The 17,675-nt window shown below is 44.5% G+C and carries 14 protein-coding genes and 1 pseudogene; 10 read left to right on the top strand and 5 right to left on the bottom strand.

Annotated features, from left to right (window positions below):
- Positions 1-15 precede the first annotated feature (15 nt).
- On the bottom strand, positions 16-918 hold the full coding sequence (locus ACOV1R_RS05545) for a LysR family transcriptional regulator (protein ID WP_015380847.1): 903 nt from the start codon (positions 916-918) through the stop codon (positions 16-18).
- 440 nt (positions 919-1,358) lie between these two features.
- Here ACOV1R_RS05545 and ACOV1R_RS05540 point away from each other — a divergent pair, with 440 nt between their 5' ends.
- The 3 genes from ACOV1R_RS05540 (at position 1,359) to ACOV1R_RS05530 (ending at position 4,305) form a co-directional block, all read left to right on the top strand.
- The gene (locus ACOV1R_RS05540; protein WP_003644794.1) at positions 1,359-2,618 is read left to right on the top strand and encodes an LPXTG cell wall anchor domain-containing protein; all 1,260 of its coding nucleotides are present in this window, start codon (positions 1,359-1,361) and stop codon (positions 2,616-2,618) included.
- A 315-nt stretch (positions 2,619-2,933) separates the two neighbouring features.
- Positions 2,934-3,125, top strand: a complete 192-nt coding sequence (locus ACOV1R_RS05535) for a hypothetical protein (RefSeq protein WP_015380844.1) — start codon at positions 2,934-2,936, stop codon at positions 3,123-3,125.
- 175 nt (positions 3,126-3,300) lie between these two features.
- Positions 3,301-4,305 (top strand): tRNA dihydrouridine synthase, encoded by a 1,005-nt coding sequence (locus tag ACOV1R_RS05530; RefSeq protein WP_003642208.1) that lies wholly within the window; start codon positions 3,301-3,303, stop codon positions 4,303-4,305.
- Between the two features lie 188 nt (positions 4,306-4,493).
- Here ACOV1R_RS05530 and ACOV1R_RS05525 read toward each other — a convergent pair whose 3' ends face one another.
- From ACOV1R_RS05525 to ACOV1R_RS05515, 3 genes are all read right to left on the bottom strand, one after another.
- Positions 4,494-5,495: an FAD:protein FMN transferase gene (locus tag ACOV1R_RS05525; protein ID WP_128484965.1), complete on the bottom strand. Its 1,002-nt coding sequence runs from the start codon at positions 5,493-5,495 to the stop codon at positions 4,494-4,496.
- A gap of 81 nt (positions 5,496-5,576) precedes the next feature.
- The gene (locus tag ACOV1R_RS05520; RefSeq protein ID WP_217203085.1) at positions 5,577-5,987 is read right to left on the bottom strand and encodes a peptide deformylase; all 411 of its coding nucleotides are present in this window, start codon (positions 5,985-5,987) and stop codon (positions 5,577-5,579) included.
- Positions 5,988-6,129: 142 nt separating this feature from the next.
- Positions 6,130-6,603, bottom strand: a complete 474-nt coding sequence (locus ACOV1R_RS05515) for a lipoprotein (protein ID WP_003644789.1) — start codon at positions 6,601-6,603, stop codon at positions 6,130-6,132.
- A gap of 448 nt (positions 6,604-7,051) precedes the next feature.
- Between ACOV1R_RS05515 and nrdD the strand changes: the two genes are divergently transcribed.
- From nrdD to ACOV1R_RS05480, 7 genes and pseudogenes are all read left to right on the top strand, one after another.
- Positions 7,052-9,274 (top strand): anaerobic ribonucleoside-triphosphate reductase, encoded by a 2,223-nt coding sequence (gene nrdD, locus ACOV1R_RS05510; RefSeq protein WP_031263591.1) that lies wholly within the window; start codon positions 7,052-7,054, stop codon positions 9,272-9,274.
- Positions 9,240-9,788: an anaerobic ribonucleoside-triphosphate reductase activating protein gene (nrdG, locus tag ACOV1R_RS05505; RefSeq protein WP_003642203.1), complete on the top strand. Its 549-nt coding sequence runs from the start codon at positions 9,240-9,242 to the stop codon at positions 9,786-9,788. The genes nrdD and nrdG overlap by 35 nt, the downstream gene beginning before the upstream one ends.
- Positions 9,789-9,998: 210 nt before the next feature.
- Entirely contained in the window at positions 9,999-10,679 is a 681-nt protein-coding gene (locus tag ACOV1R_RS05500; RefSeq protein ID WP_015380839.1) for an EAL domain-containing protein, read from the top strand.
- Positions 10,680-10,694: 15 nt separating this feature from the next.
- A pseudogene (locus ACOV1R_RS05495) lies at positions 10,695-11,826 on the top strand (GGDEF domain-containing protein).
- A 444-nt stretch (positions 11,827-12,270) separates the two neighbouring features.
- Positions 12,271-12,804, top strand: coding sequence for a PTS sugar transporter subunit IIA (locus tag ACOV1R_RS05490; RefSeq protein WP_003644869.1), 534 nt, complete (start codon positions 12,271-12,273; stop codon positions 12,802-12,804).
- A gap of 512 nt (positions 12,805-13,316) precedes the next feature.
- On the top strand, positions 13,317-13,559 hold the full coding sequence (locus ACOV1R_RS05485; protein ID WP_003642199.1) for a cytochrome b5 domain-containing protein: 243 nt from the start codon (positions 13,317-13,319) through the stop codon (positions 13,557-13,559).
- 389 nt (positions 13,560-13,948) lie between these two features.
- The gene (locus tag ACOV1R_RS05480) at positions 13,949-16,450 is read left to right on the top strand and encodes a collagen-binding domain-containing protein (protein WP_015380837.1); all 2,502 of its coding nucleotides are present in this window, start codon (positions 13,949-13,951) and stop codon (positions 16,448-16,450) included.
- Between the two features lie 382 nt (positions 16,451-16,832).
- Here ACOV1R_RS05480 and ACOV1R_RS05475 read toward each other — a convergent pair whose 3' ends face one another.
- Entirely contained in the window at positions 16,833-17,552 is a 720-nt protein-coding gene (locus ACOV1R_RS05475; protein ID WP_011101975.1) for a UTRA domain-containing protein, read from the bottom strand.
- Between the last annotated feature and the right edge of the window lie 123 nt (positions 17,553-17,675).

The raw sequence follows: 17,675 nt of genomic DNA, 5'->3' as shown, positions 1-17,675 counted from the left end.
TGGAAAGGGTATTTTTTAAACTTGTTGATTTTCCTGGGCAGTCACCGTCAAGTAGTCAATTAAGTCGGTGAGTAACTGGTTCCCCGTTCGCTGGGGATATACAAAGTTCAGTTGACTGATGAACGGGATGGCGAGTGAGCGCATGACCACGTGTTCAGTCATGAACGGAAGTACCGATTGTTTAAATAAGAAAGTCACGTTATTTTGATTGAGAATGCCCAGGAGCGTTTCAATATGCGTACTTTCAAAGAAGAATTGGGGCGTCATGCCTTGCTGAGCAAAGAGTGCGATGATCGGTTCGTAAACACCGGAGCCCGGTGGTAACGTTGCAATTTTCTGCCGCGCTAAGTCTTGAATCCGAATGACTGGCTGGGCAGCTAGGGGGTGATCACGCGGTAAAATAATTTTGAGTTCGTCAGCGAGTAGTGGTTGTTTTTGAAATTCGGTGGGTTGCAATTGGGTCGTCTGAGTATCGCGAATGATGGCCGCTTGCAGCTCACCACTCAGTAACCGTTTGACGATTTGGTCGCCCTCATCCTCGATGATTTTGATTTCAGTATCAGGATGCTGAGTATCAAAAGTGGCGATCTTTTTGGCAATGTTATATTGACCTGAGATTGGAATGGCGCCAATGATGAGCTTGGCAAATGTCGTTGGCCGATTCGGTGCCAAATCGTGCATCATGGTCTCATAGTCTGTAATCATTTTATGCGCATGATGATAGAACGTTTCACCAGCTGGCGTGATTTGTAGACGGCGCTTGTTGTGTGTATCTAGTAGTTTAATGTTCAGTTCGTTCTCAAGGGCTCGCATTCGTTTGGACAATTCCGATTGTGATAAGTGGAGTTCTACGGCAGCGTTAGAAATGTGGCGTAAATCGTACACCATCACGAATGCTTGGAGGTCATTAATGGTCATAGCAGTCACACTTTTCTTTAGGTTAAATTCTATTCTAACACCGATGGCGAGGCCCGCCTAATTAAGTAACGGTATAAATTAGTATCAATATTGTGAGGCCGCTACGGTAATCGAAATATTAGTTATTTTTTTTATTGAGAATGGGTCACTAATAAAATCATGGTGCGGGTTAACATTTGTTAGCGGTGATGATTATTCGTTACCGTTTAATTGTGGATGGGGACTCGTGTTGAGGGAGGCAGTAATGACATCTAGATATAATTATTTTGGTGATGTGGATGAAAGTTGTTGAGTGGTTGGTGATCACAAATACGCTGAATCACTAGCTTTCCTTGCTTTTGAAATTGAATCCGGCAAAATGAAATAGTTCCAGCAGTTTCATATTGATCATCATGCTGGTCATGGCTGGGCAATACTTTTTAAAAGGGGATTAGTTTAGTATGTCAAAAGCGCTTAAGATAGTGATGGGAATCACCATGTTAACAGGGGGCATCATGGCCCAGAAAATGACGGTACATGCAGCCGAATCTAACACTCGAACCGGTCAGGCAGTAAGGATGAATGGCACGGTCAGTTTAGCAAGTCAGGTCGAAAATAACCCAGCTGTTAAGGCGGCCCACTACCAGGTAACGCAAGCGGTGCAAGCATTAACCATGGCTACTACGGCAGTCAAAACGGCTATGAGTGATCTGCAAGCGGCGCAAACCACGTTAGACGCTGCCAACAAAACGTTAGCCAAGAATCAAAAGATTCAGACGCATATGGGCGTACTTAAGCAAGCAGCCACTGACCGGCACGTCAAGGCAACGAAAGCACTTGATGAACAATTGGCAACTAAAAAGACAAGCCAAACTGCGGTAACGACGGCGCAAGCGGCAGTGACTAAGTCACAAGCTGCTGTTCAAGTAGCCCAGAGCAACTTCGATAAGGATAACAGTGCGGCCAACAAAGTCACGTTACAAACTACTCAGGCAAAGCTGAAAACGGTGCAAGAGACGTTAACAGCGGCACAAGCTAACCTTGATAAGACTAATGAGCACGTGATGATGGCCGAAGAAGAATTAGCCAACGCCAAAATTGAAGTCAGTGGCACGAGCCGCGACTTCCAAATGGCACAAAGAGATTATGATATTGTTCAGCCCCAAGCAGCAGTTAATCAGGCGAAAGCAGCGGTGACAGCTAAGTTGCAGCGCGTTGCGGGTACTCAAGATCAGGTCGTTACTGCACAGCGGGAATTGTCCCAAGCTCAAGCTGGATTAACGACCGTGCGCGCCCGGACCTTGGCAACCTTAACAGCAGCGGCCGAAAAGCCAATGACTGAAAAACCTGTGGGCGAACGACCAGTCGTTAGTCATTCAACTGGCACGTCAACCAGCACTAATCAGTCGGCGGCACCACAAGCGACCCCGGCCAAGCCCACTCTTAATCAGTCAAGTTCAGCTTCCGTCCCAACAGCGCAGCGGGTTGTTACGACGCAGCCACGACAAGCCACAACGGTATTGCGGACGACGACGAGTCCGGCAATGGCTAAGCCAGTGACTCAGCAGACGGTGCCAACGACCGCAACTAAAACGGCCACGTTACCACAGACTGGTGAACAAACCAATCGAGTTTTGACCGTATTGGGCTTCGTATTATTGGCCGCAACTAGCTTATTTGGTTTTAGCAAGCAACAACGGCGCCATAAAACAACTGATTAATTAACAAGTGTGTGGGCACAATTCGATTTCTCAATGATTATTTCGAAGTGCAAGACTAGTTCAATCGGTTACTTTAGTCTGAGCGACTAAGTTGACGGCGGAATTAATGGCGATTTAAAAAAGTTCTTTCGGAGTTTTAGTTGTTCCTGAAAGAACTTTTTTGCTGGGAATGATTGGTATCGTTTAGTTAATAATAATATGCTAAGAACGCCAGTTTTTCGGCCGGAAATACTTGCTTGAAAGTAGCTGCTGGACTACTATAAACATGGTTTCAAAGAGCCCAAGAATTTTACTAAATAAGGAGTTGAGTTTGTGATGATGACGGGAATGATGGTTCTATTTGTATTGTTAGTTGGTTTAGTTTTAAGTGGGATTTTCTTCCGATATATGGATACAACTGCCGGTATCTCATTCAGCTCACTGAAGTTCGCTGATTTGCGGATGGAATTGTTAAACTTGGTACTCGTTATTGGACTATTGCTGTGGGCACTGGTTTTAATTCGTTAAAGCGACAATTAAACTTATCAACTTAGCTATTATTGCGAGTCCGGTTAACGCCGGACTTTTATTTTGGCTTGTGATTGGCGAATTATGTTAGTGCGGCCGCCAAAATACTTGCGCTTCAACGTGGAACACCGCTATTATGGATAAGTGATTATTATCTAGAAGGGAATGAATAACTATGACGCAGTCGCCATATTGGCAACGGATCGCGGCCAAAGCTCAGGCCGCCCAGCGACCGTTTTTTAGTTTAGCACCGATGGAAGCCGTGACCGGCTCCGTTTTTCGCCGGGTCGTGATGCGCGCTGCGGCCCCCGATGTCTTTTATACTGAATTTACGAATGCGTTAAGCATTACTCACCCGAAGGCTAAGTTTACAACGCGGGGACGACTATATGTTGATGAGGCCGAGTCGCCCCGACCAATCGTTCAACTTTGGGGCAATAGTGGTGAGGACTTTACGAAAGCGGCCCATGAAGTGAAGAATCAAGGTTATCAAGCCATTGATCTTAATATGGGCTGCCCAGATATGGCAGTCATTAAAAATCATAGTGGTAGTGATTTAATCCGACATTTTGATCGTGCCAAAGAAGTGATTGAGGGCGCACGTCAAGCAGAGCTTCCCGTTAGTGTTAAGACGCGGTTGGGCTTTGACGATGTGCATGAGTACGAGACTTGGATTCCATTTTTGTTGCAACAGCAGGTTCCCGTGTTAACGGTTCACGTGCGCACGAAGATGGAGATGAGCAAGGTACCAGCGCATTATGAGTTAATTGATAATTTAGTTCAAATGCGTGATACTTTGGCACCAGCGACGCTATTACAAATTAACGGGGATATCCTGGATTATCAGGCTGGTCTGAAGCTTGCCAAAGCCCATCCAGGAGTCGATGGTATCATGATTGGCCGCGGTATTTTTCAGAACCCATACGCTTTTGAACCGATTCCCCAGCCTCATTCAACGCGTGACATGCTAGAATTGTTACGGTATCAAGTAGATCTGTATGATCAATTTATTGGCTTAGGTCTACAAGGGCATTTCGCACCGCTTCAACGCTTCTTTAAGATTTATGTTCGCGGTATGCGTCATGCGGCCGAATTGCGCAATGAATTAATGCAGACGAAGACAACGGATGATGTCCGTGCGATTATTGATCGCTTAGAGGCTAAGCTACCAGCGGATTAGGTCGCGTTATTTTAACTAAAACGGCTATATTTTTGCCATTTAGCTGTGCTTGATTAAAATGGTTTTAATGTCGAACGTACCGCATCTAAAGTCAACTGCAAATTAAATGCTAGCCTGTAAGTGGACCATAAAATAAGCTAGGTCCTTCAAGAAGTTAATTTCTTGGAGGACCTAGCTTATTTTGTGGTCTAAATTATTGTAAACCGGTCATCGAGTAAGATAACTTGTTCAGGTGATAAGCCAACGATTTGAAGCTCACGTTGTTTAGTCACAAAAATGGCGCCGTAAATATCGAGTCGCTGAGTTGCCCAATCGGGAATCGGTTGGCCCGCAAAGAAGAGCCGCGTCGTTTCGATTTCACCATCAATGGAAGCTTTCGAGAAAACGGTGACACTTTCAAGGTCGTTTTGTCGGGGATAACCCGTTTGCGAATCTAAGATGTGGTGGTAGGACTGGCCGTTAAATTCAAGGTGCCGCTCGTAAATACCACTGGTCACGGCCGAGCAGGGGCCAATCGTAACGCTGGCAATCGCGTTACCGCGGTCAGTGGTGGGATCTTGGATACCAACGCGCCATTGCCCATCCGGATGAAGTGGGGACGTCCCCACCATTAACAGATTACCACCTAGGTTGATCATTCCGGCCCGCTGTCCAAATGCTTCCCAGTAATCTTGAATGCGGTCGGCAATGTAGCCCTTGGCAATTGCGCCTAGATCCAGCTCCATTCCCGTGACCTTGAGAAGCACACTGAAATCAGCGTCATTACAAATGACGGCTTCGGGGTCGATCAAGGCCAATCGTTCGTTAATTGCAGACTGTTCAGGGACGTGCGCGTTAGTAAAACCAATGTGCCAGAGTTTCACGAGCGGACCAATCAACGCATTGAAACCAAAATGTTGTCGACTGAGTTCGACAGCTTGCCGAACGAGTGTATAGGTGGCGGCGCTCACTTGAACGGGATGTTGGCCCGCCGCCTGGTTGATTGCCATGACCTCAGAAACAGTCCGGTTGACAGTCAAGCGGTCTTCATATTGGTCGATAAGATCGCAAGCAACTTGTAGGTACTGGTCACTATCACTACCAAAAAGGGTCAAATCAATGTCGGTACCGAGCGCGTGATGAGCTTGGTGTCGACGCTGCTGAGCGAGTGCAGGAATTGCTGTCTCGCCATTATAAGCTAAAGTTGTCATAAAACCAGTCCTATCTTTCATAAATATCAACGAGTTCAGCAAACTGAACATTTATTCCCGCTCAGTTAGAAGTAGGCACAATTAAATCAGTTTCCCTGCACAGTGATCTAATTCGTGTTGAATAATTTGTGCTGTGAAGTCGTTGAATCGTTGTTGTTGCGGTTTAAAGTGTTGATCTTTATGTTTCACCGTGATTTGGTGATAGCGGCTAGTCGGACGTTCACCAGGTAAGGACAGGCAGCCTTCCTTAGTCTCGTAAGTGCCGTGATGATCAATTATCTTCGAATTGATCATTGCAATTGCAAAGGGACCGAGTTGCACGACAATAATTTGTTTGTTGACCCCAATCATATTCGCGGCCATTCCAACGCAATTATCGGTGTGTGCGGCGAGGGTATCCAGTAAATCAGTCAAGACTTGAGTGTCTGCAGGGGTTGCTAAGTCAGCAGGGACACTAAGCGCGGCGGGATCATGCACAATTGGTCGAATCATTTGATGTTCCTCCATTGATTAGTCATATTAATTTAATTATAGAGAGCACGGTTGACAGAAGCAAGCCGTTCGCTAGTTGTCAGGCCCTAAAAAACACACCACACTCACACAAGTCAACGTGCAAATGTGGTGTGGCCTTCAATTAGTACGACAATTTAAATGTTGGCGTTAAGGTGCCCGCCTTTAAGGCGTCATTAGTTGTGGTGGGAACCTGGTTGTGTTCAGGCTGCCAATTTGGATCTTTAATCAGTGCGATATTAGTCCCTTGATAATTCATGGTCATTTGATTAGCGTCGTTGAGGGTCAGTTTTGCAACATTGTGATCGATTGTGAACGTGGCACGTGTATCACTTAACGTTAACGTTGCGCGACTACGAATGGGCGTATGTCCGCGTCGGAACCAAGCAACTTGATGATTGGTACTGAGGTACAGACTCATTGCTGGTCTAGCGCTGACCCAGCGACCTAAGAAATCCCGAGTCGTGACTGAGCGAACGGCGCTGACTTTTGATGTTGCTGGTTGAACGGTGGGCGTTTGTGTGTCAGTGGCAGAATGGCATCCTGTCAGTAGCCCTGTCAACAACAAGCCAACGATTATTCCCCTGCTTTTTTGCATAATTATTCTCTCCTCCAATGTCCACATCCCTCAATGAGGACTTAAATTCATTATAGCGAATCCGCCGCATGAGTTAAACAAAATAGTCATAAGTTAATCAGTTTACAACAACTTGGTTGTGTTCAGCTTAATTTTTAACGAATTAAAATTCGGTTTATGGCGTTTGAAAAATATTGAAAGCAAGCCGTATCAAGGTTGGTTCGGTAGTTAACGAGATTGATTAAATATTCTGATATTAGATAAAAAACAGTATAAAAAATATTTTTTAAATATTCCAAAGACGCACTAACCGGACGATTAAAGCGATTTGGTGTACACAACTGAAGGTGACAGTTAATTTTGGCAATGGGCAAGTTAATGGAAATGAGCTACTATATATAGTATTGATTCAAACAGAACGCACTATCAATTGTATTCGATCAATGACTTTGAAAAGTGGGGAATTAAGATGCTAACAACGACAACTAACGATATATTAGACCAATTACGGCCACTGACCGTCACAAAGCGGGGTGGCGCACAAACGAAATTTCATCCGTATAAAATTGACTTTGTCTTACGACGGTTGTTAGCGACTGATGACGAGGTACGGGTCGTCAAGCAGGCCCTTGTTGCCCAGTATCAAGATGCTGACAACATTGATACTCAGGAGCTACGTAGTACCATGATGCAGATTTTGAATGCGCAAGGCCTGACCGCGGCAGCTAAGGCATATCAGGATTACTTTGAAGCTGAACAGCAGCGGTTTGCGGCAGCAACTAATGTTCAAGGACGGATTGAAAAGTTGTTTGAGCGCGATGCCAGCGTTGTGCATGAAAATGCAAATAAGGATAGTACGATTTTTAACACGCAACGCGACTTAGAAGCCGGTGCTGCAAGTCGCGCCATGGGCTTGAAGATGCTACCAGATGTCGTGGCTAAGGCGCATCTGCGTGGCGATATCCATTGGCATGATCTCGATTATTCACCAGTCACGCCTGAAACGAACTGTTGCTTGATTGATTTTGACGGCATGTTCAAAAATGGGTATAAGATTGGGAACGCCGAAGTTGCCTCACCCCGGTCGATTCAAACGGCCACAGCGCAAATGGCGCAGATCATTGCCAACGTGGCTTCATTACAGTATGGTGGCTGTTCCGCTAACCGGGTCGACCAATTATTGGCTCCCTATGCGGCAATCAACTATCAAAAACATATGACTGATGCGAAAAAGTGGGTCCCTGCCGATCAGCGGGAAGCTTATGCGAAAGCCAAAACTAAAAAAGATATCTATGACGCGATGCAAGCCCTTGAGTATGAAATCAATACGTTATATTCGTCACAGGGCCAGACGCCGTTTACCACGGTCAATTTTGGTCTAGGAACTAGTTGGATTGAACGAGAAATTCAAAAGGCGATTCTCCAGATTCGAATCAAGGGACTCGGTAAGGAGCACCGAACTGCGATTTTTCCTAAATTGATCTTCACGATGAAGCGGGGGTTAAATTTAAGTCCGAATGATCCCAATTATGATATTAAAATGCTCGCGATTGAGTGTTCAACCAAGCGGATGTATCCCGACCTTTTAATGTATGACAAGATCAAGGAATTAACGGGGAGTTTTAAGACGCCGATGGGGTGCCGGTCCTTCTTACAAGGTTGGCGTGATGAAAATGGTGTCGAGGTAAACTCGGGCCGGATGAATTTGGGCGTGGTGACAGTCAACCTGCCACGAATCGCGTTAGCCGCACATGGGGACCAACAGTTGTTCTGGGAAATCTTCGAGGAACGGATGGCGACTTGTCATGAAGCACTCGCGTACCGTATCGAACGAACGAAGGAAGCTAAGCCGGAAAATGCACCACTCTTATACATGTATGGGGCGTTTGGTAAGCGGCTACCAGCAGGTGGTAATGTCGATGAGCTCTTCAAAAATCAGCGGGCGACTATTTCACTGGGATACATTGGAATTTATGAAGTCTGCACGACCTTCTTTGGTCCGAACTGGGAACAAGACGAGCACGCGTTAGCTTTTGCGGAGACCGTGGTGAAAGCGTTACGGGATAAGTGTGCGCAGTGGGCGGCTGAAAGTGGCTATCATTATAGTCTGTATTCAACGCCGGCTGAATCGTTGACGGATACGTTCTGTCGTGACGATATTGCGAAGTTTGGCCGGATCGCAGATATTACGGATAAGGAATATTACACGAATAGTTTTCATTATGATGTCCGTAAGCACCCGACGCCCTTCGATAAATTAACTTTGGAGGAACGTTTTCCACAATATGCGTCAGGCGGCTTTATTCATTATTGTGAATATCCTAATTTGACCCAGAATCCTAAAGCCTTGGAGGCCGTCTGGGACTGGGCCTATGATCATGTCGGCTATTTGGGAACGAATACGTCGATCGACCAGTGTTTTAAGTGTGGGTTTAAGGGTGAGTTCAAGGCCACTGCCCGTGGGTTCGTCTGTCCAGAATGTGGCAATCACGACCCTAAATACTGTGATGTTGTTAAGCGGACGTGTGGGTATCTAGGTAACCCACAACAACGACCAATGGTACATGGTCGCCACGTTGAAATCGCGTCCCGTGCTAAAAATATGTCTCCGGAGATGATTAAGAATGCCGCGCGCTACGAAAGGACCAAACAATCCGATGCCCAAAGAATGGCTGGCAGAGGACTTAAGTGAACAATATGTTGCTGATTATAAGGCATTTAACTTTGTTGATGGGGAAGGGGTCCGCTGTAGCTTGTACTTGAGCGGCTGCCCATTCCACTGTCCAGGCTGTTATAATGTGGCGGCACAAAATTTTCATTATGGACAACCGTATTCACAAGAATTGGAAGATCAGATTATTGAAGACCTTGGGCAAGATTATGTGCAAGGGTTGACGTTGCTAGGTGGTGAACCGTTTCTAAATACTCAAGTCGGCATTCGGATTTGTGAACGCATTCGCTCCGAATTTGGAAACACGAAGGATATTTGGTCGTGGTCAGGTTATACTTGGGAAGAATTGCAACAAGACTCTGAGGATAAACTGAAGATGCTATCATTAATTGATATCTTGGTAGATGGGCGCTTTTTACAAGATAAGATGGATCTCTCGCTACAATTTCGGGGGAGTTCCAATCAACGTATTATCGACGTTCCTAAGTCGCTAACAGCTGGTAAAGTCGTCATCTGGGATAAGTTGGTTAAGTGAAATTAAGACTGGTAAAAAGAGCGTTATGACGAGGTCGTCACGACGTTCTTTTTTGTTACGGTCAATATAACGGTTACATATAACCCTTAATAATTTTTTTAATTAAAGTCTGTAACTATGTCTCGATATTTTAGTTAAAAGCGGTTATACTTTACAGGAGTTGTCAATTTATATTGACATAAAGAAATCATTAAAAGCGAGGCTTCATGAATGTATCGTTTTTTTGTTCAACCCCAAGTTGATCACAGCCATCGAGCTGTTTTTGGTTATGAATTACTGTTACGTAAAGAGATGAATGGTCACTGGGCCGTTCCGAAGTCGTTCACTGAATTATCATTAGATAAACAAGCTGAATTATTAGAACAACTTGCTAGTCAATTGCAGACGAAAGCGACTAATCAGGTGTTAGCCCTTAATTTAAACCGGCAACAAGCTGAGGACGACCTGATGTTAGGGACGATCATTTACCTAAAAAAAAGGTTGAATCCGGCCGCGCTGACGATTGAGTTGACAGAATGTCCTTCATTAAACGAGATTCAAAAATATAGTCTCTTTTTCCACCAACATGATATTAAATTAAGCATTGATGACGTGGGGACGGGCTCGAGCACGTTTGAGAATATTCGCCACGCACTACCGTTTGTTGATCAAATCAAGTTTGCGATGCAAAACTTACGGATGAGTGGGCAAGCGGAGCGCATTCCTCATGAATTAGCATTTTGGCGTGATATTGCTCAGTCTTACCATCTGGAATTTATTCTGGAAGGTGTCGAAGACCAGGGTGATCAAAAGATGGCCGAACAACAAGGTATTGAATGGCACCAGGGTTACTATTATGGGAAACCGCGGTTAGTCGATGATGGTCGGCAATTGGTCAACGGCGGATGCTGAGAAAGGATCCTTACGATGACATGGTCTAATTGGCGAATTTCGCCGTTCGTAACGAGTATTTTCTTTATATTAGGTGTTCTAACACTTTACTGGGTCCTCTTTAATTGGATTACGACGTGGTTTCATGCCCGTCACATTAACATTGACGATGATACCGTCAATGCTTGGCACGGTGTGATTTACATGTTGGTCTTTGTGTTTGTCATGCAACTGTCGGTCGTCGGTAAAGCAGATAGTTGGGAGTTTGTTAACTTTCACTTGATTGCCGTCGTGTTCTGCTCGTTTTTTTTGAATATTCGAATGCCGTATTATTCATTGTTACCTGTGGTCATAGTGTACATGGTTTTCGACCAGTCGATTTTTTACTGGGAATCGTGGAGTTACGCCGTCGTGTTCGTGCTATTTTTCTGGAGCATGAATTATCTACGGCTGTGGGTACCTAAGCATCGGTATCCTTGGCTATATTACTATGGCGCGGTCGCTTTTTACGGCGGAATCTTGTGGGGCCTGATCAAGCTTAAATATTCGCTGGATTGGGACAATACTTTACAAGAATATGGCTACTTAATGATTTTTGCAGGATTATTGTACGCCTACGTTAATATGCTGACCCAAGATAGTGAGATTAAATTACGGTTGGCCCAGTTTGCGAGTCACGACGCTTTGACTGAGACTGAGAACTTTGCCGCTTACACGGAACATATCAAATATTTATTCGATGATAGTGCCAAGAACAATCTCAACTTATCGATGATGATGTTCGATATTGATCACTTTAAGCACGTTAATGACACGTACGGTCAACCTTGCAGGGGACCGCGTTTTGCAAGAAGTTGCCGCCACGGTCACGACGGTCTTGGCCGCCAATGACGAGAAGGTCAAGCTGTATCGCACCGGTGGTGAAGAATTCAATGTCCTGTTTCCCGGTTATGATCTGGCTAGTACAAAAGTGATTGTCCGTCAGGTCTTTGAAGCAGTCAATCATCTCGTTGTTAAGTATGAAGACGAGGAAATCAATGTGTCGATTTCGGTTGGTGTCTCGACACTGCATCAAGCCGATGGTAGTCCGATTGATTTGTACAACCGTGTTGATCAGAACCTCTATTTTTCAAAGCGGCACGGGCGGATGCGTGTTACGGTTGAATAGTGGCTGAGATTAAAAATAAATAACGTTGACTTGTTGAGCTCCCGGAATAAAAGCCGGAAGCTCTTTTTTGCTCGCAATCGGTCTGACTGAAATTGTAGGCCTAACCGTCATTGCCTGATTGACGTATTGGGGAAACATGATGTCAAATCTACAAGATTGATTGAGTGCGACATTGGGGTTATGGTGGCCAATTTCAGCTATTTAGTAGCATCGTTCGTTAATTGAGTTTACGAATTAACGCTAACAGATGTAAACCTTAATCGAAACCGTTAATTATGCTGGCATTCTAGTTTAATTATGGTATGGTTTATGTTGTAAAGATAACAGTCAATGACTTAAACTAATTGACTTACATATTAAAGAAAACAAGTTTTTTACGTTACGTTTGTTAAGGTTATTTAAATACGAATGGTTGCCAATTTATAAAGTAAGGAAGTGAGAAGTGTGCCAGTGGTCATTAGCTCATTAATTCCCGTAGTTGCGCCGGTTAAACGCCAAGTGATCAATGTGACGACCCTTGCAAATACGGTTCACTTATATGGGTTACTAGGATTTAAGCAGCAAATTATACCGGCAACGGATCAAATTGTTGCGCCCTTTGCTGGGGTTATCACAGCCGTGGCAGCCAATCAACGGTTAATTGGCTTTCGAGCGGCCAACGGTCTGGTGGGCTGGCTACGGATTGGTCAATTAACCAGTGCTTTGGAATCGCCTACATTTAAGTTCAACGTTAAACCGGGTGACTGGGTGGTTGCTGGGCAGATGTTGGTTGAAGTGATTTCACTACTGACACAACGGCTCCAACCAGTTAAAACGACGGTGGTATTGACGATTAGACATGCGGTTGTTCGTGTTCGAGAACGGTTGCTGGCAGCAAGTAATCAAGTCGATCCGATGGGAACTGTTATCTCAGGTATTACGACCAGTATGGCTGGTAATCATCGGGTCGCAACGATCGGGCCACCCCAAGGTAATTAATTGTTTGACAATAAGCAATCGACGTCCTAGATACGGGGTGTGTCTAGACGTCACGCTTCGACGCAGCCCATTGAATGGGCAGTAGTGGCTGAGGTGTGCGTTTTAATAACGCAGTTAGGGGCAGTGCTGGACGCATGAACAGTACTGGTTCACAAGGTCGCCGTACTAGGAGGTACGGCGTCGCTGATGTTATAAGGTATTAAGATTAAGTAGTTGTGGGTAGCAGTAATTGGTCAGCGATTAAGTTTTGGCAGACTTATAAGCACAACTGCTATCACGGGTACGATTAATTGGGTGCTAACGTAAGTATGGTTACCTAGTTAATTAAGTTTCGTCGGTCAAAGGTTAGGCCGGTATTACCGAGATGGTTGTGGGGGTATAACTACTTCGGCGATCGTTTGATGTCGTGTTATGTTCAAGATAGGTCAATTATTTGGTTTAAGAACGGATCACTTGCTTTTACTTGGCAGTCCAGTTTATCATGACGGTAAATTGTGAAGGAGTGATTCGGCATGAATTCAGCGACATTTAATCAAACTGAATTAGCAAAATATAATGGTCAGGATGGTCAACCCGCATACGTGGCGGTTGATGGTGTCGTTTATGATGTAACGGGGGTTGCAGCATGGGCTGGCGGTAAGCATCATGGTAATCTTGCGGGGCAAGAATTAACTGCAGTCATCGACACCAAATCACCACATGGACGTAAAGTGTTAACGGGACTGACCGTCGTTGGTCAATACGTGACTAATTAAATTATTGAAGACTGGTTGATTGTGACCAGTCTTTTTTTGTGTGGATAGGCGGCTGTTGTGATTGCTTAAACGAGCTTTCACACCAAAATTTTTCGTACTGCGAGGCAAGTATTGACCAATTTTAGGCGGCTGTTTGTGGGTTTGAGACATTGTGTAAAATAAGTGCGTGATGATAATCGATATTCCAAGTAAACGAATAGATAACAAAAATACTAACTTATGATTAGTTAAGACCTGTAATGGTTGCTGGCACGTCTATTGACAGTCATCCACTGTTTATATAACAATGCAAAATAAATTATATAAAGAGTTGAATGTTGTATGAAAAAGCGTGAAAATAGAATTGAATTAAAGGAAAGTTAATAAACTATATTTTAGGTGGGTAAATGATGGAGCGAAAACGGACGAATTTTAAAATGTACAAAATTGGCCGTCGCTGGGCGTTTGCATGTGCCGTTATCTTGACGATGGGCACAACAACGCTGGTGGCTCGGGCTGATGATGGAACGACTGCAACGGGGACTGATACGGCATCAACCAGTTCAAGCACAACCAAATCAGTCACGGCTAAGACACAAACTTTGAAGACTGCGGCCACAACTGAAGCGGATGTGACTAACCAAAATCAGCCGGTTTTAGATACCGATGGTTCGAATTCAAAGACTGCTGCTGGCACAGTGGCTGGAACTAAGGCGGCAACGGATACTGATACAAACGCTACCACCAATTTGGATGAGACAACTAGTGCCAATACTGAAACTGGTTCAGATACGACAGCTGGTTCAAAGACGGCAAAAGAGACGAATGCGACAACCGGTTCAGAGTCGACAAAAGAGACGTCGACCACAACTGATTCTGCCACTGCAACGGCTGCGCGGACAACAACCAGTTCTAATAAAGGTGCGACTACTGACTCAGCTACCAGCAATGATACCGCGGCAACGGCTGCTAAAACTACCGATGCTAGTGCTAAGATTGCCGGTACGACGACTAGTGATAGTGTAGCCCAGCAAACGACGACAACTAAAGACCAGTCGACGACAACTGCAACGCCCCAGACCGTCGCGGTGGCGCTTAGTCAAGCTGTGACCCATGCAAACGATGCCGTTGCCGATGGTGGTAATGTGACGGACGATTATCCGGATCTACATAACATGCTCGGGGTTTCGTCCCAATTCCATATTTTTGCACGGGAAGCGGAACTACATGCCCATACGAATGGGAACGTTGCGGTGCAAAACTTAGTGGGCAACGTTAACTTTGGTACGAACATTATTGAAGAATTATTAGATAAAGATATTTCGTATATTCAAAATATCAGTAATATTGCTGGGAGTTCGTTTGTTTCGGCTGGTGAGACGCGGAGCAATAAAGTTATCTTTGGCGAAAATATTGAGATTGATGTTTCGAATCCTAATCGGCCGATGGTCAACGGGGTCTATATCGACCATTTACTTGCCTCTGAAGTTTATCAAGACAAAGATGGTAACGTCTATATTGATTTTGACAAAGAGTTTGCTAAGTTGGAAAAATTGAGCGCTAGTCTTAGCGAAGCGTCCGCGAACGCCACCTATACGAGTGACAGTTTTGAAGATATGAATCAGCGGGTCATCGATGTGACGGATATGCAACCTGATGCGGATGGACACATTGTGATCAATCTGTCAGCGGATGTTTTAAACACGAGTACGCCGCTGACAATCAAGGGACTATCGGCAGATGCGGATGGTAATACGGTCATTATTAATGTTGATACGGCAGGTGCGACCAACTATCAAGTTAACTCGCAGATCAAAATCATTTATGATGACGGTACGGAGCGGAATAATAAAGAAACTGAAGACTTTGGTGATAACCATTTGCTTTGGAACTTCTATGATTCAACCGCGAGTGACAAGTTAGCAACTGGTGTCATTAGTGTCGACCGGCCATTTCAAGGCAGTATTTTAGCCCCAGCGGCGGAAATTGATGCAAATCAAAATATTGATGGCAACATCATTGCTAATAAAGTCAACGTGAAGGCGGAGACCCATCGTTGGGATTTACAGGATAATGTTGATAATGAAAATGATCCAGAACCAGTTCCGGACTATGAGAAACCGGTACATCCAAGTATTGATGCCGAATTACCAGATGGTGGCGAGGGCGAAGAGCCAGAATACGACAAACCGGTACATCCAAGTATCGACATTGAAATGCCAGATGACGGCGAGGGGGAAGAACCAGAATACGACAAACCGGTACATCCAAGTATCGATATCGAGATGCCAGACGATGGCGAAGAAGAAGAACCAGAATACGACAAACCGGTACATCCAAGTATTGATATCGAAATGCCAGATAATGGCGAAGAAGAAGAAGAGTACGACAAACCAGTTCATCCAAGCATCGATGTTGAAATGCCTGACTTTGACGAGATTGAGGACGAAGAAGAAGCTGAAGACGCAGAAGAAGAATTTGAAGACGATATTGAGGATGAAATCGAAGCTGGTGTGACGCCAGACGAAGTTGTCGACCAAATCGAAGAAGAAGTCGACAATGAAATTACAGCTGACTGGGTCACGGACGAAACTGCGACTGAATTGGAAACGGCGTTTGAGGAAGTTCAAAAAGAAGCAGTGGTTGGCGATCAGATTAAGGATGAGGAAACACTGATCAACTTGATTGACCGGGCAATCGCACAAGCTAAAGCGCATCATAATACGGCGTTAGTAGCGCAATTACAAGCTCTACGAACTAAGGTGGCTAGCGCGTTGGCAGTGGCTAAGGGGCAAGCATTACCACAGACTGATGAAGCGCCAAGTCAGATGATTAGTTTAGCGGGAATCGCATTAGCAAGTACATTAGTATTAGGTGCTGCAGCGGTTAGCCGGCGGAAGCGTCAGTATTAAGCTTAAAATTGTATTTTGAAGCAACTGTTGATTCGGCAAGTTTAATCTTGCGAATCAACAGTTTTTTTGCATAAAAAAGTCACTAAACCAAATTGGTCTAGTGACGCTCAATTCTCTCTACTCCATGACCGACCTAATCTCTTGACCCCAAATGCGCCACTAGTGAAACGTGGTATAAATGCTAACCCCCATTAGCATTTATGATATTTATTATAAATAATTCAGCACATTAGTCAACTTTTATTCGAATATATTTTTAATTTATGTTGAAACCTATTCACAGATAAATTTAATTGACCGACTGAATTGGTCTAAAGTAAGTAACCATAATAAAAAGCTGGATGGTCCGGATGACCATTCAGCTAAGTAATGTTGGTAAGGTTTAATTACGAATTAATTCATTGAAGTTAAATTCGTTCGGAATAAAGTGGGATTCAGTGTATTCAACCTGGCGTCCTTCATCGTTAAATGCGATGCTAATCATATTACCGACGCAATTATTATCACCGAGCGCTAGCTGAGCTTTGTCGAGTTCGTTGGCGGATTCGACTCGTAGCATTCTTTTAACGACAGCAATTTTCAGACCATTTTTTTTGAAGTGTTGATAAATTGAGTGTTGGGCAATGGTCTTAGTCAGAGTGGGAGTGCGCTGGGCGTTAAAATAGTTAATGTCCAGCACTGCCCGAATACCGTCTACGATCCGAACCCGTTGAATAGCATACACTGGAATACCCACTTCAAAAGCGGTATGTGTGCTAAGCGGCTGGTCAACGATTCGTTGCTGAAAGGCCACGACCTCGGTCTGATAATCGAGGTGGCGCTCCGCGTTGAGGCTCTGCAGACCGTTGAGATTATTTAAAGCCAGATTGAATTGCTGGGTTTGTGGCGTGTGCTCCAATAAGACCACCCCGCGCCCCTTAACGCTGTAAACTAGGCCGTCTTTGGCTAGTTGTGCGATTGCCTTACGAACAGCATAGCGACTGCTATCAAATTCTGTAATTAATTCGTCTTCAATGGGTAATCGCATCTTAACGCTGTAGTGTCCCGTGAGAATGCGGTCCTTTAAAACGTGATAGATGTCGCTGAATGTTTGTTTCCCCATTTTAATACCCCCGCTCATCATATAATTAATTTAATTATAGCAAATAATAGTCATTAGCGAGTAAACAAGCGAATAAATATCGATATTTATTCGAATAAAAATTGACAAGCAATCATGTGACCT

Source organism: Lactiplantibacillus sp. YT640, assembly GCF_049745435.1.
Taxonomy (GTDB): domain Bacteria; phylum Bacillota; class Bacilli; order Lactobacillales; family Lactobacillaceae; genus Lactiplantibacillus; species Lactiplantibacillus plantarum.
This window is presented reverse-complemented; position numbering and strand designations above follow the sequence as displayed.